19 protein-coding genes are annotated in these 23,167 nt (G+C 72.1%); 10 read left to right on the forward strand and 9 right to left on the reverse strand.

Features of this window, described 5'->3' with window-relative positions; translation table 11 throughout:
• Nucleotides 1-154: 154 nt before the first annotated feature.
• From I4J89_RS14885 to lexA, 5 genes are all read left to right on the forward strand, one after another.
• On the forward strand, nt 155-343 hold the full coding sequence (locus tag I4J89_RS14885) for a hypothetical protein (protein ID WP_196414539.1): 189 nt from the start codon (nt 155-157) through the stop codon (nt 341-343).
• Between the two features lie 17 nt (nt 344-360).
• On the forward strand, nt 361-1,716 hold the full coding sequence (locus tag I4J89_RS14890; protein ID WP_309238323.1) for a hypothetical protein: 1,356 nt from the start codon (nt 361-363) through the stop codon (nt 1,714-1,716).
• 64 nt (nt 1,717-1,780) lie between these two features.
• Nucleotides 1,781-2,350, forward strand: a complete 570-nt coding sequence (locus tag I4J89_RS14895; protein WP_196414540.1) for an ArsR/SmtB family transcription factor — start codon at nt 1,781-1,783, stop codon at nt 2,348-2,350.
• Entirely contained in the window at nt 2,347-3,708 is a 1,362-nt protein-coding gene (locus tag I4J89_RS14900) for an MFS transporter (RefSeq protein WP_196414541.1), read from the forward strand. Before I4J89_RS14895 ends, I4J89_RS14900 begins: the two co-directional genes overlap by 4 nt.
• Nucleotides 3,709-4,205: 497 nt before the next feature.
• Nucleotides 4,206-4,829: a transcriptional repressor LexA gene (gene lexA / locus I4J89_RS14905; RefSeq protein WP_196414542.1), complete on the forward strand. Its 624-nt coding sequence runs from the start codon at nt 4,206-4,208 to the stop codon at nt 4,827-4,829.
• Here lexA and I4J89_RS14910 read toward each other — a convergent pair.
• The 5 genes from I4J89_RS14910 to I4J89_RS14925 all read right to left on the reverse strand — a co-directional run bounded on the left by I4J89_RS14910 (nt 4,826) and on the right by I4J89_RS14925 (nt 9,833).
• Nucleotides 4,826-5,656 carry a formylglycine-generating enzyme family protein gene (locus tag I4J89_RS14910; RefSeq protein ID WP_309238324.1) on the reverse strand — a complete coding sequence of 277 codons (831 nt, stop codon included), beginning with the start codon at nt 5,654-5,656 and terminating at the stop codon, nt 4,826-4,828. The genes lexA and I4J89_RS14910 overlap by 4 nt on opposite strands.
• Nucleotides 5,635-6,891, reverse strand: coding sequence for an O-antigen ligase family protein (locus I4J89_RS51500; protein WP_196414543.1), 1,257 nt, complete (start codon nt 6,889-6,891; stop codon nt 5,635-5,637). The genes I4J89_RS14910 and I4J89_RS51500 overlap by 22 nt, the downstream gene beginning before the upstream one ends.
• The gene (locus I4J89_RS14920) at nt 6,888-8,186 is read right to left on the reverse strand and encodes a lipopolysaccharide biosynthesis protein (protein ID WP_196414544.1); all 1,299 of its coding nucleotides are present in this window, start codon (nt 8,184-8,186) and stop codon (nt 6,888-6,890) included. Before I4J89_RS14920 ends, I4J89_RS51500 begins: the two co-directional genes overlap by 4 nt.
• Nucleotides 8,173-8,301 (reverse strand): hypothetical protein, encoded by a 129-nt coding sequence (locus I4J89_RS50865; protein WP_255521640.1) that lies wholly within the window; start codon nt 8,299-8,301, stop codon nt 8,173-8,175. The genes I4J89_RS14920 and I4J89_RS50865 overlap by 14 nt, the downstream gene beginning before the upstream one ends.
• A 77-nt stretch (nt 8,302-8,378) precedes the next feature.
• Nucleotides 8,379-9,833: a tyrosine-protein kinase domain-containing protein gene (locus I4J89_RS14925; RefSeq protein ID WP_309238325.1), complete on the reverse strand. Its 1,455-nt coding sequence runs from the start codon at nt 9,831-9,833 to the stop codon at nt 8,379-8,381.
• A 190-nt stretch (nt 9,834-10,023) separates the two neighbouring features.
• On the opposite strand from I4J89_RS14925, the gene I4J89_RS14930 reads away from it, so the two are divergent.
• Nucleotides 10,024-11,856 carry a polysaccharide biosynthesis protein gene (locus I4J89_RS14930; protein ID WP_309238326.1) on the forward strand — a complete coding sequence of 611 codons (1,833 nt, stop codon included), beginning with the start codon at nt 10,024-10,026 and terminating at the stop codon, nt 11,854-11,856.
• Here the strand turns inward: I4J89_RS14930 and I4J89_RS14935 are convergent.
• Genes I4J89_RS14935 through I4J89_RS14945 form a run of 3 tightly spaced genes read right to left on the reverse strand, consistent with a single transcriptional unit; the run spans nt 11,821 to nt 19,018 of the window.
• On the reverse strand, nt 11,821-16,755 hold the full coding sequence (locus tag I4J89_RS14935) for a DUF4011 domain-containing protein (RefSeq protein ID WP_196414546.1): 4,935 nt from the start codon (nt 16,753-16,755) through the stop codon (nt 11,821-11,823). The two genes, I4J89_RS14930 and I4J89_RS14935, sit on opposite strands and share 36 nt — an antisense overlap.
• A gap of 56 nt (nt 16,756-16,811) precedes the next feature.
• Nucleotides 16,812-17,435, reverse strand: a complete 624-nt coding sequence (locus I4J89_RS14940) for a TetR/AcrR family transcriptional regulator (RefSeq protein ID WP_196414547.1) — start codon at nt 17,433-17,435, stop codon at nt 16,812-16,814.
• Nucleotides 17,436-17,449: 14 nt separating this feature from the next.
• Nucleotides 17,450-19,018 carry an MFS transporter gene (locus I4J89_RS14945; RefSeq protein WP_196414548.1) on the reverse strand — a complete coding sequence of 523 codons (1,569 nt, stop codon included), beginning with the start codon at nt 19,016-19,018 and terminating at the stop codon, nt 17,450-17,452.
• A gap of 151 nt (nt 19,019-19,169) precedes the next feature.
• On the opposite strand from I4J89_RS14945, the gene I4J89_RS14950 reads away from it, so the two are divergent.
• Nucleotides 19,170-20,180 carry an aldo/keto reductase gene (locus I4J89_RS14950; protein ID WP_196414549.1) on the forward strand — a complete coding sequence of 337 codons (1,011 nt, stop codon included), beginning with the start codon at nt 19,170-19,172 and terminating at the stop codon, nt 20,178-20,180.
• A 213-nt stretch (nt 20,181-20,393) separates the two neighbouring features.
• Here the strand turns inward: I4J89_RS14950 and I4J89_RS14955 are convergent, their stop codons facing one another.
• On the reverse strand, nt 20,394-20,813 hold the full coding sequence (locus I4J89_RS14955) for a MarR family winged helix-turn-helix transcriptional regulator (RefSeq protein WP_196414550.1): 420 nt from the start codon (nt 20,811-20,813) through the stop codon (nt 20,394-20,396).
• A 128-nt stretch (nt 20,814-20,941) separates the two neighbouring features.
• Between I4J89_RS14955 and I4J89_RS14960 the strand changes: the two genes are divergently transcribed.
• From I4J89_RS14960 to I4J89_RS14970, 3 genes are read left to right on the forward strand one after another with little or no spacing between them, the layout of a single operon-like run.
• Nucleotides 20,942-21,820 (forward strand): SDR family NAD(P)-dependent oxidoreductase, encoded by an 879-nt coding sequence (locus tag I4J89_RS14960; RefSeq protein ID WP_196414551.1) that lies wholly within the window; start codon nt 20,942-20,944, stop codon nt 21,818-21,820.
• On the forward strand, nt 21,817-22,692 hold the full coding sequence (locus I4J89_RS14965; RefSeq protein WP_196414552.1) for an amidohydrolase family protein: 876 nt from the start codon (nt 21,817-21,819) through the stop codon (nt 22,690-22,692). The genes I4J89_RS14960 and I4J89_RS14965 overlap by 4 nt, the downstream gene beginning before the upstream one ends.
• The gene (locus I4J89_RS14970; protein ID WP_196414553.1) at nt 22,689-23,150 is read left to right on the forward strand and encodes a MaoC family dehydratase; all 462 of its coding nucleotides are present in this window, start codon (nt 22,689-22,691) and stop codon (nt 23,148-23,150) included. The genes I4J89_RS14965 and I4J89_RS14970 overlap by 4 nt, the downstream gene beginning before the upstream one ends.
• Nucleotides 23,151-23,167 lie beyond the last annotated feature (17 nt).

Here is a 23,167-nt window from a genome sequence, read left to right on the forward strand (position 1 = left end):
GCTTGCCGGCCTCTCGCTTGCGGGCTGCGCCCAGCCTGACCCCACACACTCCGCGCCCGCCGCCTGCGGCTCCGCCGCGCCGAACGCCGTCCCGGTCGACGCCGCTTTGCGGAATGGGCGTGCCGACCCGGAGCCCCACCGGGTCGAGATTCCGGTGAACAGCCCGGTCCTGCTCGGGGTCACCAGCGACGTAGCAGCGGAGGTGCACGTCCACGGCTACGACCTGGTGTATCCCGTGCGACCCGGTAGCCCCGCCTGCGTACTCTTCGTCGCCGGCCGAACCGGTGTCTTCGACGTCGAGGCGCATCCCGAGATCCTGCTCCTCCAACTCGAGGTCCGGTGACGGCGGCGCGAGGTCCGGTGCAGGCTGGATCGCTGGGCGAGGCCGATGCGACGGGCGTACTCGCTCATGGTGTCGGCAGCTCCGCCGACCTGCCGCTGCCGCTCGACCTGGTCCTCCAGGCCGGGGCCGCCACTGTCGTGCTGTCCTTTCTCGTCTCGGCCCTCTGGTGGCGCGAGCCGCGGCTGGTGGCCGCCGAGCCGCGGCCGCCGCGGGCGAGCCGGTGGGTGCGATTCGCCGTGCTCGCCCTCGCCCTGTACCTCGTCGGCAACGCGTTCCTCGGACCGCGAGGACCGGAGAACCCAGCGGCGCACGCGGTGTTCGTCTGGCTCTGGGTGGGCCTGATCCCGCTCAGCGTCGTGTTCGGCCCGGTGTGGCGGACGATCAACCCGCTGCGCACCCTCTACGCCCTGCTGCGCGGGCTTCTCGGGACCCGTCTCTTCGGCGGTAGGCGGCTGCCGGCGGGCGGGCTGCGCCCGCTGCCGCCGGGCAGCTCGGCGGGGACCTGGCCGGCCGCGGCGTACCTGCTGGGCTTCGTCTGGTTCGAGCTGGCCGCGCCCCATCATGGCGATCCGGTCGCGGTGGGCGTTTTTCTTTTGGGGTACGCCGGTACGCAGCTCGCCTTCGCCACGGTACGCGGGGAGGAGTGGTTCGCCCGGGGCGACTGCTTCGAGGTCTACTCGGAACTGGCCGGGCGGCTCAGTCCACTCCAGCCCAGCCCAGTGCAGCCCAGCTCAGTGCAGCCCAGCTCAGTGCAGCCCAGCCCGGCTCGGTTCGGCCCCGCCCGGTTCGGCGCGGTGCGGTGGCTGAGGCCGCTCTCCGGACTCGCCGCGCCCCTGCCGGCGGGGGCGGGCGTGGCCGCCTTCCTCGCCATCTGGTGGGGTTCGACGGTCTTCGACAGTGCTTCCGCGTCGCCGTTCTGGGCGGGATTCGTGCAGCGTGCCGGTCTCCCGGTGCTGTGGGCGACCGCCGGACTCGTCGGGTTCTGTGCGCTGGTGTTCGCGGCGGTCCGATGGACGGCGGGCCGGCTGGACGTCACCGCGTCGCTGATTCCGATCGCCGTCGGGTACACCCTCGCCCACTACCTCTCCTTGTTGCTGGTGGAGGGTCCGCGCGGCGTGTTGCTGCTGCTCCAGCAATGGGGGATCGGGGCCGGGGCGCGGTGGGATGTGGTACCGGTCCCCGAGGTGATCGCCGGAGCTCAGATTGCGCTGATCCTGATCGGACATGTCCTCGGCGTGGTGATCGCGCACGACCGGGCTCTCGCCGCTGATCCAGGTCGGCCGCCGCTAGCCGTTCTGGCGGACGAACTGCCGATGGTGCTGTTCATGATCGCCTGCACCTGGGCCGGCTTGTTCCTCCTGTTCGTCCGCTGAAACTCGCCCCTTCCCGCTTCCGGATGGGATTGAGAAGAACTCTTTGCATTGATATCTTCTCATCATGCCGGAACCTGAGCCGCGCCTCCTGACCGACGTCGACTCGCTCAAAGCTCTCGCCCACCCGCTGCGCCAGCAGATGCTGGCCCAGTTGCAGCGCCACGGATCAGCCACGTCCGCCGACCTGGCCGCCCGGTTCGGCGCGGATCGCGGCGCCACCAGCTATCACCTGCGCCAGCTCGCCCGCTACGGATTCATCGAGGAGGACACCGGACGCTCGGCCGGGCGCCGCCGGTACTGGCGGGCGATCCCGCAGGATCTGCGGCTGCCGCGCGGCCCGGCCGATCCCGAGGTGGCCGCCGTGGCGGACGAGATCGGCCGGCTGTGGCTGGAGCGGTCCGAGCGTGACCTCCGTGGCTACCTCGCGGACCGGCCGGCCTTCGGTGAGTTCGCCGCCGCGGCCATGCACTCCTTCGGTACCACCGTGCTGACCGCCGAGGAGCTTGCCCGGTTCGGCGAGGAGTACATGAGCTTCCTGAAGCGCTGGAACCGCACACCCGCCGAAGCGCCCGCGGACAGCCGGACCATCACCGTGGTCTTCCATGCCTTCCCGGCGCCGGGCGCGGAGTCATGACCGCCACCACGGAGCGGCCTTCGCTCTGGCGCAACCGGGACTTCACCCTGCTCTGGAGCGGTCAGGTCATCTCCAACCTGGGCGCCGCGATCAGCGGGACGGCGATGCCGCTGCTGGTCCTGGGCATCACCGGCTCGCCCACCGACGCCGGTCTGGTCGGTGCGGCCGGCACGCTGCCGCACCTGATCGCCAGTCTGCCGGCCGGCCCGGTCGTGGACCGCTGGGACCGCCGCCGGCTCATGATCGTGGCCGAGGTGGTCGCCGGGTTCGCGCTGCTCATCGTGCCGCTCGCCCTGTGGTCCGGTTTGCTGGGTGCCGAGCCCGCCAGCGCTCACCCGTTCAGCTCCCCATCGCTTAGTACCGCGTTGCTGTGCCTGGTCGCCTTCGTCCAGGGGCTCTGCTTCGTCTTCTTCGGCCTGGCCGAACGCGCCGCCCTCCCGCTGATCGTGCCGGTCGCCGTGCTGCCGACCGCGATCGCGCACAACGAGGCCCGCGGCCGGGGCGCCGCTCTGGCCGGCCCACCACTCGGCGGCCTGCTCTTCGGTATCGACCGGTCCCTCCCGTTCCTGGCCGACGGATTCTCCTACCTGCTCGCCGCGGGCGCGCTGGTCTTCCTGCGCAGAAACCTGAATCCGCGCAGGGACCCGCACAACGACCTGAGCCAGCGTGACCCGGACGTGCGCGACCCGGGGCTGGGCGTTCCGGGGCTTCGAGAGCCGGAGGCCGCGAGCATGGAAGCGGCGGAACCGCTGTGGAAGGCGGCTGTCACCGGCCTGCGGTGGATCTGGCGGAATCCGCTGGTCCGTGCCGCTATCCTGCTGCTCGCGGTCAGCAACCTGGTCTTCCAGGCCCTGGTGCTGGTGATCGTCGTGCTGGCCCGCCAGCAGGGTGCGACGGCCGGCGGGGTCGGCCTGATGCTGGGTCTCTACAGCGTCGGTGGCCTTCTCGGCGCGCTGGCCGCCGGCCGGTTCCACCGGAACTTCACGCCCCGCACGGTGATCGTCGGGATCAACTGGGTCTGGGTCGCGCTGCTGCCGCTGATCGTGCTCACCACGCATCCACTGCAGATCGGGGTGATCGGCGCCGCCTGCGCGTTCGTCGGCCCGCTCTGGAGCGTCGTGATGGTCACCTACGCGAGCGTCCTGGTCCCCAACCAGCTGCTCGGCCGGGTGATGAGCGCTTCCATGATGCTGACCTGGGGAGTCATGCCGATCGCGTCGCTCGGCGCTGGTCTTCTGCTCAGCGCGGTCGGCCCGATCGGCTCGGTGTGGGTGCTCGCGGCGGTGATGCTGGCCGCCGCGGTCGCCGGAACGGCCAGCCGGGCTGTCCGCCGTGCGCCGCCCATGCCTGCCGGATAGCGGTCAGACGATCGCTGGGCCGAAGGTGCGGCGGCGCGCAGCAGGACGGCGAGGTCGTCCTGCTGGCGTCGCACCGCGGCTGTGACTCGCGAGGCTTCGGCGGCGGAGGGCGGTGTGCACGGGATCGTGTGGTCGGCGGCCCAGGCGGCCAGTTCCATGCTGGTCACCACGTGCCCGGGTGTGCGGGTGGCCAGCGCGTGCACGATCAGTGCCGTCGTCTGCACCAGTACCTGGTGTACCGGCAGCCCGTGGGGCAGCGCGAGCACCGAGTGGGTCGGCGCGAGCAGGATCGCGGCGCGGCGGGTGGCGGCGTGCCAGCGGCCGGTGTCTCCGGCGGCGACCTGCTCGGCGTACTCCCAGATGGTCGGCATCGGACGATCGCACCAGTGCGGATGCCGCACAGCAATCCGTCGCAGGGGTGTCGGGGCCGTCCCCCGAACGTGCGGTTTCGGTCGCGATTAGTACACCTGATCGAATCTTGCGGTAGGGTGCGTGGCATGAGTATCGACAGCGGTGAGGGTGCCCCTCGTCCCATCACCGTGAGGCAGGAACGCATCCTCGCCGTGATTCGTGATTCGGTCCGTGACCGCGGCTATCCGCCTACCGTGCGGGAGATCGGGGCGGCCGTCGGCCTGGTCTCGCCCTCCTCGGTCTCCCACCACCTCAAGGTCCTGGAGCGGCACGGCCTGCTGCGCCGCCGGCCCAACGAGTCGCGTGCGGTCGACGTGCGGCCCAGCCCCGCCGAGCGCACGGTCACCGTTCCGGTCCTCGGCGACATCGCGGCCGGCGCCCCGATCCTCGCCGAGGAGCACGTCGAGGATCACCTGACCGTGTCGCGGGAGATGGTCGGCTTCGGCACCTTCTTCGCTCTCAACGTCAAGGGCGACTCGATGATCGACGCCGCGATCTGCGACGGTGACGTCGTGGTGGTGCGCCGCCAGCCGGTCGCGGAGAACGGCGACATCGTCGCTGCGATGATCGAGGGCGAGGCCACGGTCAAGGTGCTGCGCCGGCGCGGCGGGCGGGTCGAGCTGATTCCCCGCAACCCGCTCTACCAGGTGATTCCCGGCGACGACGCGGTGGTGCTGGGCAAGGTCGTCTGCGTGATGCGCCGGGTCTAGCCGCGCGCCACGCGGAAGCTGACGTCGTCGATGCGCAGCGACGGGTGGCTGCGGCGGCGCACCGAGGCGCGGCAGCTCCACTGCTCGTCGAACCATCCACCGCCGCGCAGGACGCGGTAGGTGCCGTACACCTCGGCGTCGTAGACGTCCCAGCACCAGTCCCAGGCGTTTCCGAGCATGTCGTGCAAGCCCCACGCGTTGGGCAGCTTGCCGCCCGGTTCGTGGATCCGCTCGCCGGAGTTGCCGCGGTACCAGGCGATCTCGTCCAGCGGGCCGTAGCGGGCTTCGGTGGTGCCGGCGCGGCAGGCGTGCTCCCACTCGGCCTCGGTCGGCAGCCGGTAGCCGTCGGCGGACCGGTCCCACAGCACGCCGGGTTCGTCGTCGGAGGGGAGCAGGTCACCGTCGGCGAGCAGACGCCCCTCGTTGTCGACGCGGCCACCCGCGGAAAACCGCCCGTGCGCGGGACGAGAGCTGTGTGCGGGACTAGAGCTGTGCGCGGGACTAGAGCTGTGCGCGGGACTAGAGCTGTGCGCGGGGAGCGAGCTGTCGGCCGGGAGCAGGCGATACGCCGGGGTACGGCCCTCCCGCGCGGACAGGGCGTTGCAGAACTGAAGCGCGTCCCACCAGGACACGCCCTCCACCGGGAGCAGGTCACCCCGGGTGTTGCTCGGCCGTTCGCCGGTCACCTCGGCGTACAGGGCCTGGTTGACCGGGGCGGCGGCGAGCCGGAACGCGGCCACCTCGACGGTCCATCGGCGGCTGGTGCGCCGGTCGGACAGGGCGATCGAACCCGCCGGAACGGTGATCAGGTCGAGGTTCGGCTCCACGGATAGGCGATGCTACCGGTTGCGGACAGCGGGGCCGGCGGGGCGGGGCGTACGACGGCCAGGAGCAGGAGAGCCCACATCAGCCGGGCGTCGAAATAGTCGCCGGAGAACAGGCAGGTCGCCCCGATGTAGATGCCGCAGTAGGCGGCCGTGCGGGCTTCCGGGCTGCGCTGGTCGCGGGGCGTCCGGGCGTACGCGTGCCAGAGGGTGAACCAGGCCAGGCCGAGCAGGATCAGGCCGGTGAAGCCGCCCTCGGCCGCGATCGAGAGGGGCAGGTTGTGCACGTACAGGTCCTCGCTAATGCCGGCGAAGGCGTTGAACCCGTTGACGCCGGTGCCGAATAGCGGCCGCTGCCAGAACAGCCGCAGCGCATAGGCGAACAGCACGTCCCGCTCCGAGGTGTAGCCCTCCTCGAAGGTCGCCTTGAAGAACCGGTTCTGCACGAACTCGGCGATCGTCGGGCCGGCGGTGAGCGCCAGCATGATCGACAGCACCACCAGCAGCCCGACGGGTTTGGCGAGCTGGTTCCAGCGAGGCCGGGGGCGGCTCGCGGCCAGCAATATGAAGATCGTGATGCCGAGCGCGACCATCCCGCCGCGGGATCCGGAGGCGATCGCGCCGAACATGAAGACCGGGATCGGCACCAGGCAGCGCAGTTTCCCGCCACTGCTGACGTACAGGTAGATCGACGTGATGACGCCGAGCATCATCACCCGGACGAACACGTTGGGGCCGCCGCCGAGCGCCGCCCATCGGCCGCCGGCCGCGTGGCCGCGCCCGGTGGAGGCGGCCAGGAAGTACACCCAGGCGGCGGCGTGGAAGCAGCACAGCGTGATCCGGGTGACGTGGTCGCGGTCCCACTTGGCCAGGGTGTAGTACACGACCACGAAGAACACCACCGCGAACAGGTCACCGATCACCGGTGCGATGGCCGCGCCGGGCGGGGTCCAGGTGGCCGAGAGCACCTGGTACCCGTGCAATCCGATGATCGGCAGGACGCAGTAGCCGCCGACCGCCGCGCGCGGGCCGATCCGGTGCGCCTCCAGCAGCAGGCACATGAGAACGGCCAGGAGAAGCGGCACGCGTACGTCGTTGAACACCGGGACGTCCATGCCGACCCGGTCCAGGGTGAACCGCCCGGCGAGCGCGGCGATGAACACGACGACCACCACCATGCCCGGGCGGGGTGGGCCGGTTTCGGAGCCGGGATCCTGGCCGGCGGCGGGCGGGGTCACGACGGCGCGGTGCGCAGGGCGCGCACCACCAGCCGTTCCGAGCAGACGCCGAGGACCGTGGCGGCGGCACAGAGGGCAACGACGGCGGCGTACGGCGCGGCGAACACGTTCTGTGCCGCGTGCGTCACGAGGACCTCGATGGCGAGGCAGACCAGCAGCAGCCGGCTGATCACCGGGGTCTCCAGCAGAGCGTCCAGGGTGGGGCGGGCGGCGTAGAACATGGCGAGCGGGATCGCGGCGAGCACGCCGGCGCGCAGCACTCCGGCGGCCGCGGCGAACTCCGGACCCAGGAAGCCTCGGACCAGCACCGGCGCGAGCAGCGCGAACACCGCGGCGGGGACGCTGGCCAGGCCGGCGGCGAAGACCGGCAGCGTGGTCAGCATCCGCACGGTGGCGCCGTCCCGGCCGGGCCGGTGGAAGAGCCGGCTCAACCGGGGCAGCAGCACCGGGGTGAGCATCCCGAAGAACGAGCAGATCAGGGTGACCGCGGAGGTGGCGAAGCCGACGTACCCGGCCTCGGCGCCACCGGGCAGCACCGCCGCGACCGCGAACGTCGGGTAGGTGAAGAGCGCGGGCAGGGCGATGTCGCCGGGCAGGCGGCGTACGCCGTACCGCAGAAGGGTCCGCATCGTCGGCTCGGAGTGGTGATGGGGAGCCGGCGGAGCCGGCCGCTGACGGCGGATCGTGACCGCGCCCCATGCCGCGACCAGCGCCATGCCCGCGCCCTGGAGGATGAGGAAGTCGTCGATCCGGTCGGCGAGCGCGAAGGCCGTCAGCGGTACCAGGCCGAAGCCGACCATGGAGACGGTGTTGGAGCGGGCGACCTGGTGGGTGCCGCGCAGCGCGGCGACGGCGAGGGCGCACAGGGAACTGCCGGTAAGCATGATCAGCACCGCGCCGACGGCCGCGGCGCCGCCGCCGAGTCCGAGGAACCGGGCGAGCCAGGGGCTGAGCGCCACACCGCCGAGCGCGAACACGCCGGCCACGCAGGCCTGGCTCAGGATGGCCCGACGGGCCAGGCGCTCGGTCCCGGTGTGCGATCGCGGCAGGTAGCGCTGCAGCGCCTGGCCGAGGCCGACGAGGACCAGCGGCTGGAAGATGCTCACCGTTCCGCGGGCGATCTGGTAGTACGCGAACCCGTCTACGCTGCCGCGCTCCGCGACCAGGTGGAACAGGAGCAGGCCGGAGCCGAGGACGAACCACTGCGCGAGCAGGGTTCCGGCGTAGTCGCGCCGGACGGCGGCCGGGACGGCCAGCAGCAGCGACCGGAACGAGCGGTGGTCACCGCCGGACATTCGCCAGGTCGACCGGGACCACGCGTCGCGGTGGCGCGGGTGTGCCGGCCGCGATCACGGCCATCGCGGCGAAGTCCATCGCCCGGTTGTTCAGCTCGTACCGTGGTGCGACCATTTGTCCCCCTTGCCTTCGCAGCGTAACCAGCGAAGATCGCCCGGGTGGGCGGATCGCGCACGGCGGGCGAACGGCGTTCACAACCCGGCGCCGATCAGCTGCGTCCCGATCAGCTGCGTCCCGATCAGCTGCGTTCCGATCAGCTGGGTTCCGATCAGCGCGAGACCCGCTCCGATCAGCTCGGGTCCGATGAGCGACCGCGTCCACCACCTCGGCCACAGGCCCGGCCGGCGTTCCGGCGGCGGGGCGACGTACTCGTCGAAGTGCGGGAAGGCGTCGGTGTTCTTGCGCGGCACCATGTTGAGCACGCAGCCGATCAGCGACGCGTTCACCCCGTGCAACGCGCGCACCGCGGCGCTGACCTGCGCGCCGGTGGTCCGGCTGAACCGGACGACCAGCAGCGTGCCGTCCGCGCGGGCGGCGATCACCTCGCCGTCGGTCACCGGCAGCAGCGGCGGGCAGTCGAAGATCACCACGTCGAAGCGGCGGCGCACCTCGTCCACCAGCTCGGTCATCCGCTGCGAGCTGAGCAGCTCGCTCGGGTTCGGCGGCGGACGCCCGCCGGCCAGCAGCCACAACCCGGCGCCCCAGGGCTGCAGCGCCTGGTCGACGGTGGCCGAGCCGTTCAGTACGGTGCTCAGCCCGGCCGAGTCGTCCCGGCCGAGGAACTTGGCGAGGCGGGGACGCCGCAACTCCGCGTCGACGACCAGCACCCGCTGACCGGTCTCGGCGAACAGCAGCGCGAGGCTGCACGCGGTCCCGGAGCGGCCCTCACCGGGAACCGCGCTGGTCACCGCGAGGGTCTTGAGCGAGCTGCCGGCCGCAGTGGTCTGCAGGAGGGTACGGACCTGGCGCAGCGCCTCGGTACGCGCGGAGTTGCTCGCCGACACGAACGGCCCGACGGACGGCGCACCCGCGTCCGCCGGAACCCGGGCCAGTACGGGCGCGCACGCCAGGGCCTGTAGCGCGTCGGCGTTGCGGACGGTCGCGTCGGAGACCTCGCGGAGCACGGCGGAACCGGCGCCGACGATCAGGCCGGCCATCACGGCGAGGGCGAAGTTGTCCAGTGGGCGGGGGGCGACCGGCTCCTCCGCCAGGTGTGGCTGGTTGACGACTTCCACCCGTACCGCCGGGCCGTCGGCCTCGGGGTTGCGCTCCAGGCCCTCCACGGTCTCCTTGAACAGGGTGGTGAGTGCGGAGATGAGCACCATCGCGCGTTCCGGCGACGGGTCCTCCACGGTGACCTCGAGCATCACCGTGTCGGCGATGGGCTCGGCGCTGATCCGTCCCCGCAGCTGGTCCGGGGTGAGACCGGTCCGGGTGGCGGCCGTCAGCGGCACCACGATCTCGTCGCTGGTCAGCAGCTCGGCGTAGGTGGCCATCCGGCCGGTGGAGAACATGCTGCCCGGATAGAGGTCGGCCGCCATCTGTGAGGGTGTGGTGAAGAAGAACGTGACGTGGGCCGCGTACAACGTCGTGGTGCGGAGGTTCACCACGAGGGCCACGCCGAGCGCGAGGAGAACCGAGGTCACCACCAGCCACCAGTGTCTCTTGGCAACACGGAGGTAATCCCGTAGGCCCATGCAGACCTCCCCGTTCCGTGGCTACTGCCACGATATGGCGTGATCGGGCGTTCACCGGCGATATCAGAAAAGTCCTCTTTAGGAGGATATTGGTCGGTAGAGTGGCCTCGACCGGGCTGGGCGTGGTTGGAGGACGAGCGTGTTCTCGTGGGACGACGTACGGGCCCGGGCGAGACGCCATCGCCACCTGGGCTTCCTCCTGGTGGACAGCGCCGCCTGGGCGGCAGGTCTGTTCGCCGCCGTGCTGACCCGGTACGGCTCGGCCCCGGACCGGGACCGGCTCGCCGGGACGGTCGCCGCGGTGCTGCTCGCCGTGTTCCTCCAGGCCGCCATCGGACACACCCGGCACCTCTACCGGGGCCGCTACCGGTACGCGAGCTTCGACGAGATCCGGGCGGTCGCGGCCACCACCGGCGCCACCGCCGCGGGACTTTTCGTGGTCGACGTGCTGCTCTCCCGGCACCCCGTCCCGGCGAGCGCCCCGGTGATGGGTGGCGCGGTGGCGATGCTGCTCATGCTCGCCGCCCGGTACGCCCACCGCTCCCGTGCCATGCGCCGCCGGCGTCCGGACGTGCGCACCGCCGCCCCGGTCGTCCTCTTCGGCGCCGGAGAGGCCGCGACCCTGCTGCTGCGCTCGATGCTGCACGACCCGGGCGGGCGGTACCTGCCGGTGGGGCTGATCGACGACGACCCGCACAAGCGGCGGCTGCACGTGCTCGGCGTACCGGTGCGGGGTTCTCGTCAGGACATCGCGTCCGTGCTCACCGCGACCGGTGCCTCCATGCTGGTGTTCGCGGTGGCCAACGCCGAGGCCGAGCTGGTGCGCGACATCCGCGACCGCACGGTCGCGGCCGGCGCCACCTTCAAGGTGGTGCCGTCGGTGAGCGAGCTGATGGACCATTCGGTGGCCGTCGACGACATCCGTGACGTGCAGGTCACCGACCTGCTCGGCCGGCACCAGATCGAGACCGACCTGCACGCCATCGCCGGGTACCTGACCGGCAAACGCGTGCTGGTCACCGGGGCCGGCGGGTCGATCGGCTCCGAGTTGTGCCGGCAGATCCACCACTTCCAGCCGGCCGAGCTGATGATGCTGGACCGCGACGAGACCGCGTTGCAGGCCGTGCAGCTGTCCCTGGACCCGCTCGGCCGCCTCGACGACCCGGCGGTGATCCTGGCCGACCTGCGCGACGCCGAGCAGATCCGGGCCGTCTTCCGCACCCGGCGGCCCGAGGTGGTCTTCCACGCGGCCGCGCTCAAGCACCTCGCGCTGCTCCAGAAGTACCCGGGCGAGGCGATCAAGACGAACGTGCTCGGCACCCAGAACGTGCTCGACGCGGCGGAGCACGTGGAACGGTTCGTCAACATCTCCACCGACAAGGCGGCCGACCCGACAAGTGTCCTGGGCTACTCGAAGAGGATCACCGAGCGGCTCACCGCCTGGACCGCGGGGCGCCGCCGCGGCAGCTTCCTGAGCGTGCGCTTCGGCAACGTGCTCGGCAGCCGCGGTTCGGTCTTCACCACGTTCAGCGCGCAGATCGCCGACGGCGGCCCGGTCACCGTCACGCATCCGGACGTGACCCGCTACTTCATGACCATCCCGGAGGCGGTGCACCTGGTCATCCAGGCCGCGGCGATCGGCCGGGACGGCGAGGCGCTGGTCCTGGAGATGGGCCACCCGGTGCGGATCGCCGAGGTGGCGCAGCAGATGGTCCAGCTCGCGCCGGAGCCGGTGGAGATCCGCTACACCGGGCTGCGGCCGGGGGAGAAGCTCGCCGAGACCCTGTTCGGTGCCGGCGAGGTGGACCGGCGCCCGTTCCACCCGCTGATCTCGCACGTCGAGGTGCCGCCGCTGGCCGCCGGCGAACTGCGTCGCCTGCGCCCGGACGGCGAGCCGCGCGCGGTGATCGCGCAGCTCGCCGCCCTGTGCGCGGCGCTACCCGCCGACCGCTGGGAGCGCGCTGCTTCCTGACACGGCGGGGCCCGTGCCGTGTGGAGCTGTGCCGTTTTGCGGCGTGCCGTTTTGCGGCGTGCTGGTCGGTGCCGCCGAGAGATGCCGCTCCGGCAGGGCCCGGATGCTGCCGGTGGCCCGCTCCAGGGCCGCCCGCAGCCGGGCCTCCTCGCCGTCCCGGTCCCGGTACCAGGCGATCGACCAGATCCGGTGCAGGGTCCAGCCGAGGCCGAGCAGCACCTGCTCGCTGAGCCGGTCCCGGTCCCGCGCCGCCGGGCAGTCCCCGTACGCCGGGCCGTCGCACCGGACGCCGAGCGCGTACCCCGCCTCCGGCCGGTCCGGCGGCCGCACGCCCAGGTCGACCCGGCCACCCGCCCAGCCCAGCGCCGGGTGCACCGGGTAGCCCCAGGAGCGGATGGTGGCCAGCACCGACTCGACGAACGGCCCGTCCGGCTCACCGGCGGCCCGCTCCGGGATCGACGTCTCCAGAGCGGCCGGGCCCCGCTCGGCATAGTCGAGGTACGACGCGAGCAGGCGTACCCCCTCGTTGTCGGTCTCCGGCACGTCCCGTGCCGTGATCGAGGTGACGATCTCCACCCGGTAGCGGGCCCGGGTGATCGCCACGTTGAGCCGGCGCCACCCGTTGGGCCGGTTCAGCGCACCGAAGTTGGAGCTGATCTTGCCGTCCTCGTCGAACCCGTAGCCGATCGAGAAGATCATCACGTCCCGCTCGTCGCCCTGCACCGCCTCCAGGCTCTTCACGAAGAAGCCGTGCAGCCGGTCGTCGTCGAGGATCCGGGACAGCTCCGGCCGGCCGGCCGCCACCTGCTCCACGGCCCGTTCGATCGCCTCGGCCTGCGCCATCGAGAAGGTGACCACGCCGAGCGACAAGCCGGGCCGCGTGGTGAAGTGGTGCACGATCCGCTCGGCGACCCGCGCCGCCTCCACCGGGTTGTCCCGTCCGCCGCTGCGCCGGTAGACGCCGCCGGCCGGCAGCAGGGCGACGCCGGTGTCCGGCCCGCCGGCGCTGGCGCTCGGGAAGACGCTGAGCCGGCCCTGGTAGAACTGGTGGTTGGAGAAGGCGATAAGCGCCTCGTGCCGGCTGCGGTAATGCCAGTTCAGGCCCAGGCTGGGGAACGCTCCGCAGCCTTTGGCCAGCTCCAGCACCGACTCGAAGTCGAGCACCGCGAGCTCCGGCTCGTCGTCGTCGACGGCGCTCAGCGCCCGGTCGAAGAACGAGGTCGGCGGCAGCTGCCGGTCGTCCCCGGCGGTGATCAGCGCGGTGCCCCGGTAGATGCAGTTGACCGCGTCGGCCGGGGTCACCTGCGACGCCTCGTCGAAGATCACCACGTCGAAGCGGAGGTCCGGCGGCAGCGACTGGCTCACCGTCAGCGGCGACATCAGGAAACACGGCCGCAGCCCGAGGACCAGCTCGCGGGCCCGCCCGATCAGCTCACGGACCGGCAGGTGCCGGCTCGCCTTCATCGCCTCCCGGCGTACCAGGTCCGCCTCCGGGCTGTCGGTCGGTGGCCGGCGGGCGGCGACGGCCTCGGCGATGTCGTCCACCGCCGAGGCGGTCAGCCGGCTGTCCAGACCGCGGAACTCGGCGACCAGGCGATCCCGGTCGGCGGCCCGCCACGGCCGCAGCCGCTGGTCGCTCTGGATCACCGCGTCCGCCCAGGCCCGGAACAGGGCCCGCTCCACGGCCGGCCGGATCTGCTCGGCGGCCACCCCGCGGTCGGCGCAGAACTCCACGACGCCGTCCAGGCCGTACCCGCTGAGCACGGCCCGGGCGTCCTGCGCGGCGAACCACTCCTCCTGGCCGCCGGCGTCGTCGCGGATCCGCTGCAGGAACGCCCGCGCCCGCTCCGGATCGGCGAGTTCCTCGCCGAGGGCGGCGCGCCGGGCCGGCGCGAACGCCTGGAGCACGGTCTGCCGAGCCGCGGCCCACTGCTCGGCGAGCTTGGCCAGCCCGGCGACCGGCCGCAGGTCGCGCAGCGCGGCCACCTGCGGACCGGTCAGCGGCTTGTCCGACCCGGTGAGCAGGGCGCGGGTTTCGCCGGCCCAGGCGACTGCCGCGGCCAGGGCCGCCTCGTCGGTCTCCGCGCCCCGGTACGCGTCCCCGAACACCTCCACGTACTTCGCGGCGCTGGCGGCCAGTCCCGCCTCGGCGTCGGCGACCTCCTGCCGGAGCCGGCCCAGCAGGCTCACCTCGGCGAAGTCCAGGGTGCGGCCGGTGGCCACGTCGTAGGCGTGCACCACGGCGGCCACCGCAGCCAGGGCGGTGGCGTGCGCGCGCAGCCAGGCCACCGCGATCTCGATCGGGCCGGCGACCAGCTCCGGGCGGTCCGCGGTGTACGGGCCGGGCTGCTTGCCGAGCACGGCGTCGCGGGCGGCGGTGGCCTGGCGGATCAGTTCCGGATCCGGTGAGGGCGCGCAGGCGTACGCCGCCACAGCCGGAACCGCCGCCGGCGGCGCGGCCCGTAGCCCCTGGTCGACGACCTGCAACGCCTCCTCGACCGCCGAGAAGTCGGTCCCCGGCCCCTGCCAGTACCGGCCCAGCGCCGGCCCGTACGCCTGCTCCGCCGCCGCCAGGTCCTGCCGGGCCCGCTGCCAGGCCACCGCGGTCTCCAGCCGGGGCAGCGCGTCCCGTACCGCGGCCGTGGGCAGCACGAAGGCAGAGACGATCCGCCGGTCGTGCCGGTACGCCCCGAGCAGCTTGCGCCACCCGCGGTGCACCCGGGCGAAGCGGTCGGCCAGTTCCTCGACCGGCTGGGTGAGGATCGCCTCGGCGAAGAACGGCCGGGCCCGTACCTCGGCCGCGACCAGGTTCTCCAGGGCCCGCCGCAGGGTCTGCACGCCGGTGGCGACGGTGGCCGCCGCGCCCGGGCCGAACCAGAACGGCTCCGGCTTGTGCGTCCGCGACCCGAGCTCGGCGATGTCCGCGATCCGCCCGATGTCGGCGACCGTCACCGCCTTCGGCAGGCCCAGCTTCGCGGTCACCTTGTCGATCGCCGCCCGGTGCCGTTCCAGCTCGTCGGCGGCCTCGGTGCAGGCCCGTGCCTGCCGGTCGGCCTCGGCGGCGGTCAGCGGCGCCAGGTCCACCGGCTCCGGGACCAGCGCGCTCAGGTCCGGCACACCGGGCAGGTCGGCCGGCACCGGAAGCGCGGACCAGGTCGCCCCGGCCCGTTTGGTGGTCGACTCGCGGGCGGCGCGCACCGTGGTGAGGTCGCGGCCCAGCGCCTCCGCGGCCTGCCGGACCGGATCCAGGGTGGGCGCGGTCAGCCACTCGTCGCGGACCGGCGGCGGCCGGTGCCCGGCGTGCCCGGCGAGCCGGGCCAGGGTTCCCGCGTCGTCCGGGCTGCCCAGCCCGAAGGCGGCGGCCGGCGCCCGGTCGTCGCGTACCGCCCGGGTCAGGCCGGTCAGCGCCCGCTCCGCCTTGGACAGGATCGGGTCCAGCGGCTCCCGTTTCGCCACGTCACGCCAGGGCAGCACGTCGCGTTCCACGGCGGTACGCCAGGAGGCGGCGAGACGGTTGGCGGCCTCCCGGATCCGGCGTACCGACTCCGGTGTCACGGTGGCCGGCGGGATCACCGGCACCGGGGCGGCCGGCGCGGTGACGAGCTGCGCGCAGAAGCCGAGGATGTCGTTCAGGCTGCGGTTCAGCGGCTGGCGTACCTCGTTCATCGCCTCCGCGTACGTGCTCAGCTGCTCCCGGCGTTCCCGGGTGCCGCGCCGGTCCGGTGCGGCCGCCTTGGACGAGGCCCCGGCGCCGCGCGGTGCCGGCCCGTCGTCCAGGGCCGCGGCGACGGCGGTCGCCACCTCCTTGCGCCCGGCCTTGTGCCCGTGCAGCTCCAGCACGTACCGGTCCAGGCCGGCCTCGACCAGCCGGTGGTGCACCACGTCGAGTGCCGCCGCCTTCTCCGAGACGAAGAGCACCCGCTTCCCGGCGTGCAGCAGGCAGCCGATCATGTTGGCGATGGTCTGCGACTTGCCGGTCCCGGGCGGGCCGTCCATGACGAAGCTGTGCCCGGCCACCGCCGCCGCGATGCAGGCCCGCTGCGAGGCGTCGGCGTCGAGCACCAGCGGCACGTGCTCGGGACCGGCCACCCGATCGATGTCGGCGGCCGGGATCGGGTGGAACCGGAACGCGTCGGTCTGCCGGCCGGTGCCGGTGACCGCGAGCGCCTGGACTATCGGATCGCCGAGGATCCGGTCCTCGTTGACCAGCAGGTCCCGGTAGATCGCCTCCTTGTGGAAGGTCAGGCAGGAGAGCGCCACGGTCCGTTCGACGTGCCAGCCGCGGCGGCGGGACACCGAACTCTGCAGGTCCGACCAGATCCGGGCGACGTCCAGCTCGGAGCCGATGGCCGGCGGTTCGATCCCGAGGCGGCGCAGCCGGATGGCGAGGGCCGGGTTGAGCACCGCGTCGTCGTCGCGCAGCCGCAGCCGCGGCGGGTCGCCGGGGCCGGACGCCACCAGCTCCACCGGCAGCAGCAGGACCGGGCTGGCGTACGGCTGATCGGCCTCGTCCCGCCAGCGCAGTAGCCCGAGCACCAGGTGCAGCACCGACACACCCCGGTCCAGGTACTCCTGCCGGGCCTTCTTCATCATCCGCCGCAGTGCGGCGTCCAACGACGGGTCGGGCAGCTCGGTACGCAGCACCTGATCCGCAGCCGCGTACCGCTCGGGGTCGGCGCCGGTGCCGACCAGGGCGCACTCCCGGCCGTGGTGCAGGGCGGCCACCACGGCCTCCGGGTCCGGGCCGACGATCTCCACCGTGTCGGGGTGGTCGGACGGGAAGCTGATCAGCCGGTTGGTGTCGCCCAGATCGACGAGGCTGTCCCGCCACGCGTGCAGCGCCGCGCGAACCTCGGCGCGGGCTGGTGCCGATGATGTTTTACCCGGACGGTCTCTCATGTCCCGATTGCACCAAAGCGAACACTTTTTCGCTGGCGTTTCGGGATGCGCGAGGCTCAGGCAGCCGCGCCGCGCAGTAGCGCGTCGACCAACTTCTCGGCGAAGCCCTCGTCGGGCACCCGCGGTGACCACGGCAGCATGGCCTGCACCATGGACGGGGCGGACAGCATCAGCAGGGTCAGCTCGACGTCCAGGTCGGCTCGCAGCTCGCCGGACTCGATCCCGCGCCGCAGCACCTGGCGCGTCACGTCGCGGCGCGGCTCGACGACCGCCTGGTGCATCCGGCCCAGCTCCTCGTCCTTGATGAACTCGGGCAGCAGGCAGGCGGTGATCTTGCCGTTGCGCTGGGCGTTCGGAGTCCGGTTCGCCTCCACCAGGGCGATCAGGTCGTCGCGTACCGATCGGCCCGCCAGCTCCGGCAGCGGCCCCTTCATCGCGCGCACCGCCTCGATCAGCAGGGCCTCCTTGTTCGGCCAGCGGCGGTAGATGGTCGCCTTGCCGACGCCGGCCCGCGCCGCCACCGCCTCGATGGAGATCGCGGCCGCGCTCTGCCCGTCGGAGAGGAGCGCCAGCACCGCGTCGAGGATGGCCTCGTCGGCCTGGGCGTTGCGGGGCCGGCCAGGAGCTTTGCGCTCCTGGCCGGTCTCGGGTGCGGCGTCAGCGACGGTCATGTCGTTCATTGTCGCCGAGCGGTTTACGCGCCGACCAACTCGGCGTCCGGCTGATCGGCCGCGGCCGGTGCCGGCGTCCCGGTGCGCCGCCGGCCGGGCAGCCAGATCGCCGCGACCAGCGTGCCGAGCAGGGCGAACACCGTGGTGCCGACGGCGGCGTAGTGCATCGCGGTGATGAACGCCGCGTTCGCCTGGCTGATCAGCTCGGCACCGGCCGGGCCGGCCTGGGCGGCCACCGCGTACGCGCCGGCGACCGACTCGCGGGCCGCCTCCTCGGCGGCGGGCGGCAGGGCCGAGGCGGCCTCGCCGAGATGTCCCCGGTACGCCGACGACACGACCGCGCCCAGCACCGCCACGCCGAGCGCCCCGCCGAGCTGGCGGATCGTGTTGCTGACCGCCGAGCCGACGCCCGCCTTCTCCCGGGGCAGCGCTGCCATGATCGCCTCGGTGGCCGGCGGCATCACGTTGGCCATGCCGACGCCCTGCACGAAGAACGCCACCGCGACCACCCAGATCGGGGTCTCGGCGCCGATCAGCAGCCAGGTGGAGAGGGCCGCCGCGACCAGAAGCAGGCCCACCGTGCTGACCGCCTTGGGGCCGAACCGCTTGACCATGTTCGCGCTGAGCGGGGCGAAGATCATCTGGCCGACCGCGAACGGTACGAACAGCGCGCCCGAGGCGAGCGGCCCGTAGCCGCGGACCAGCTGGAGGTAGAACGCGCCGAAGAACATCGCGCCCATCGCCGCGAAGAAGACCAGGCCGACGATGCCCACCGAGGCGGAGAACTGCCGGTTCTTGAAGAGGCGTACGTCCAGCGACGGGAACTCGATCCGGCTCTGGTAGAGCACGAACCCGGCCAGCACCAGCACGCCGGTGGCGATCGTGCTCCAGGCCGCGGTCTCGCCGAAGCCGTCCTCGCCGCCCTTGATCACGCCGTAGGTGAGCAGGGTCAGGCCGATGATCGACAGCAGCACACCGAGCACGTCGATCCGGTTCGGCTTCGGGTCACGCGACTCCGGCACGAGCACCAGCACCAGGACCACGCCGGCGATCACGATCGGCACGTTGATCAGGAAGACCGAGCCCCACCAGAAGTTCTCCAGCAGCAGGCCGCCGATCACCGGGCCGACCGCCACCGCGAGGCCCACCGCGCCGGCCCAGACGCCGATGGCGCGGGCCCGCTCGCGCGGGTCGAAGACGTTGGCGATGATCGACAGGGTGGCCGGCATGACGGCCGCGGCGCCGAGACCCATTACGGCGCGGGCCGCGATCAGCTGGCTGGGCGTGTCGGCGTACGCCGAGATCAGCGACGCGACGCCGAAGACGACCAGGCCGGCGATCAGGGTGATCCGGCGGCCCAGCCGGTCGGCCAGGATGCCGGCGGTGAAGAGCAGGCCGGCGAAGACCAGGGTGTACGAGTTGATCGCCCACTCCAGCTCGCTCTGGGTGGCGCCCAGCCCGCGCTCCGGGTCGGAGATGGTGCTCAGCGCGACGTTGAGCACGGTGTTGTCGAGCACGACCACGATCAGGCTGATCACCAGCACGCCGAGGATCGCCCAGCGCCGGGGATGCCCGGCTTGCGGGTTGTCCATGTTGAGTAGCCCCCGATTTCGAAACGGAACTGTTTCGTATTCCTCGATGACCCTATGCCCGGTGTCGGGGAAACGGAACGTCCTCGTATCGAAATGTGCCCGCGGTCACTGGGTTGACCTGGAGCGCGCTCCAGCTCATAGCGTCGGGTCCATGGACACGATCGAACTGGGACGCACCGGTGAACAGGTCAGCAAGCTCGCGCTCGGTGCCATGCAGATGGGCAACGCCACCGACGAGCAGTCGTCCTTCCGCATCCTCGACCGCTACTTCGAGGCCGGCGGCTCCTTCGTGGACACCGCCGACTGCTACGAGTGGTGGGCGACGCCCGGCAGCCGGGGCGGGGAGAGTGAAGAACTGCTCGGCCGCTGGATGCGGGCCGGCAATCGGCGGAACGACGTCTTCCTCGCCACCAAGGGCAGCGCCCTGCCGCACTACTCGCCGGACCTCTGGGCCGCCGACGGGACGGCGAACTGGGAGCTGGCCCGGCGTACCTTCGCGGGGGCCGGCGCGGACACCCTGCGGCACGCCCTGGACGGCAGCCTGCGCCGGCTCGGCACCGACCACGTCGACCTTTACTACGTGCACGTGGACGACCGGAACACCCCGCTCGAGGAGACCCTGGAGGCCCTGGCCGGGCTGGTGACCGCGGGCAAGGTACGCCACCTCGGCTGGTCCAACGTGCGTACCTGGCGCCTGGAGGCGATCCGGCAACTCTGCGACCGGTACGGCTGGCCGGCGCCGGTCGCGGTCCAGCAGCAGCACACCTACCTGCGGCCCCGGGCCGGCCTGGACCACGCCTCGATCGTCGGCACCGAGCAGTGGGACTACCTGGCGTCGCACCGGGACCTGACCCTGGTCTCCTACTCGCCGATCCTCAAGGGCGTCTACGACGACCCGGCGAAGCGGACCGGCCACTGGGCGATGGAACCGTACGCCGGCGAGGACAGCGAACGCCGCCTCGCCGTCCTCACGTCGCTCGCCGACGAACTCGGCGTCAAGCCGAACCAGCTGGTCCTGGCCTGGCTGCTGCACCAGGCCACCCCGCCTGTCCTGCCGCTGATCGGCCCGCGCACCTACGGGCAACTCGAGGACGCCCTGCCGGCTCTCGACATCAAGCTCGACGCCGAGCAGCTGGCCCGCCTCGACGCGGCGGGAGCCTAGACGGCGACGCCGGCCGGCATCAGCTCCAGGATGCCGGCGACATCGAGGCCGCCTTCCCGGCCCGGACCCCGGTCGACCCCGCCTGAGGATCGGCGATTTGCGCGGTACCGGACCGCCGCCGCGCGTGTGAGGCTCTCCCCGTGCTGTTTCCCGGCGGTCGCGCTGGGGCCCGGGGTGGCGCGAAGCTCGCGCGGCGGAGGCGGGACTGTGCGGTTACACGTACCTCGAAAGGGCTTGCCAGGCGGTGATCAGGGAGTGGCGGAAGTCGGCGGCCTGGGCCGCCGTCAGCTTGCTGATCATGCGTTCCTCCAGCTCGCGGACCGGGCCGGCGACCGAGGCCAGCAGGGACCGGCCCTCGTCGGTGAGGCGGATGAGCAGTTCCCGCCGGTTGCCGGCGTTGCGTTCGCGGCGAATCAGGCCGCGGGTCTCCAGGGCGCGCACCATGTCGGCCATCGACTGGGCGGTGACGAACGAGTCGCGGGCGAGCTGGGCGGCGGAGAGGCCGTCGTGGCGTTCCAGGACGGTGAGCGCGGTGTATTGCAGCGCGGTGATCCCGGCCGAGCGGACCAGCTCGTCCAGGTGGCTGCGTACCGCCAGTTCGAGCTGTTTGACCAGGTACAGCAGGGACGGCATCACGACGCTCCTCGGTTTCGCACGGGCCGCCAGATTACCCCATTGACAGGAAACCTGATCCTCCTTGAGGATCAGATCAACAGGATTCCTGTTAATCTCGGGCGGCATTCTGTGAGAGGTTGATGAGCATGGATCTGACTGGCAAGGTCGCCATCGTGACCGGTAGCGGGCGCGGGCTGGGTCTGGCCTACGCGAAGGCGCTCGCCTCCACCGGCGCCTCGGTGGTCGTGAACGACGTGGACCAGGCCGTGGTGGATGCCGCGGTCGCCGAGATCCCCGGATCGGTCGGCGTCGCCGCCGCGGTCGGCGGCACCGAGACCGCCGAGCGGCTGGTCGCCGCGGCCGTGGAGAACTTCGGCCGGCTCGACGTGCTGGTCACCAACGCCGGCATCCTGCGCGACCGGGTGCTCTGGAAGATGTCCGACGAGGACTTCGACGCGGTGATCGACGTGCACCTGCGCGGCACCTTCACCTGCGCCCGCGCGGCCGCGATCCGGATGCGTGAGCAGGGCGACGGCGGCCGGCTGATCCTGATCTCGTCGCCGGCCGGGCAGCGCGGCAACTTCGGGCAGACCAACTACGCGGCCGCCAAGGCGGGCATCGCGGCGATGGCGCGGACCTGGGCGCTCGAGCTCGGGCGCGCCGGGATCACGGTGAACGCCGTGGTGCCGGTCGCGGCCACCGAGATGACCAAGACCATCCCGGCGTTCGCCCCGGTGATCGAGGAGGCCGAGCGGACCGGTCAGCCGTTCCCGGCCTGGCTGCGCCGCGACGAGGGCCTCGGGACCGTCGAGGACGTCACCGGGCTGATCACCTTCCTGGCCTCGGACGCGTCGAAGGACGTCACCGGCCAGGCGATCGGCATCGGCGGCGACAGGCTGGCACTCTGGTCGCATCCGGCGGAGAAGGCGGTCAAGTACGCCGACGGAGGCTGGACGGCCGCCGCGATCGCGGCCGGGTGGGACTTCGTCCCGGAGACCTACGGCATCCCGGCGCCCCGGTCATGAACCTCGACCAGCTCACCGCGATCGACGTGCACACGCACGCCGAGGTCAGCAGGGACGGGCACACCTCGCTCGACCCCGCGCTGCTCGGCGCCTCGGCCGACTACTTCCAGGCGCACGGCCACCGGCAGCCGACCATCGACGAGATGGCCTCGTACTACGCGGAACGCCGGATGGCCGCGGTGGTCTTCACCGTCGACGCCGAACACGCCACCGGGCACCCGCGGATCGCCAACGAGGAGATCGCCGAGGGCTGCGCGGCGCACCCGGACACGCTCATCCCGTTCGCCAGCGTCGACCCGCACAAGGGCCGGGCCGGCGTCCGCGAGGCCCGCCGGCTGGTGAACGACTACGGCGTACGCGGCTTCAAGTTCCATCCCAGCATCCAGGGTTTCGCGCCGGACGACCGGATGGCCTACCCGCTGTACGAGGCGATCGAGGAGCTCGGGGCGGTGGCCCTGTTCCACACCGGGCAGACCGGCATCGGTGCCCGGGTCCGCGGCGGTGGTGGGATCCGCCTCAAGTTCTCCAACCCGATGCTCGTCGACGACGTCGCGGTGGACTTCCCGGACCTGCGGATCATCCTGGCCCACCCGTCCTTCCCGTGGCAGGACGAGGCTCTCGCGGTCGCCACGCACAAGGAGCACGTCTACATCGACCTGTCCGGCTGGTCACCCAAGTACTTCCCGCCCCAGCTCGTCCGCTACGCGAACAGCCTGCTCCAGGACAAGGTGCTGTTCGGCTCGGACTATCCCGTCATCACCCCGGACCGCTGGCTCGCCGACTTCGCGGCCCTCGACATCAAGGAAACGGTCCGGCCAAAGATCCTTCGCGACAACGCAGCCCGCCTTCTATTCAGGGAGAACGACAAATGACCACGACCACCGTGAACGGCCTCGACGGACTCAAGTCGCTCGTCGGCCAGGAGCTCGGCCCCTCCGAGTGGCTGGAGATCACCCAGGAGCGGGTGAACACCTTCGCCGACGCCACCGGTGACCACCAGTGGATCCACGTGGACGTCGAGCGCGCCAAGACCGGACCGTTCGGCGGCCCGATCGCCCACGGCTACCTCACCCTGTCGCTGGTCATCCCGCTGTTCGCCGGCCTGCTCAAGGTCGAGGGCATCAAGATGGGCGTCAACTACGGGCTGGAGAAGGTGCGCTTTCCCACCCCGGTCAAGGTCGGCGCCAAGATCCGGCTGACCGCCAAGGTGGTGAGCGTCGAGGACGTGGCCGGCGGTGGGGTGCAGAGCACCTTCGACTTCACCGTCGAGGTGGACGGGTCGTCGAAGCCGGCCTGCGTGGCCCGGCCCGTCTACCGGCACTATGCCTAATCAAGGCCTGCGTAATC

This window comes from Actinoplanes aureus (assembly GCF_015704865.1).
Lineage (GTDB): Bacteria > Actinomycetota > Actinomycetes > Mycobacteriales > Micromonosporaceae > Actinoplanes > Actinoplanes aureus.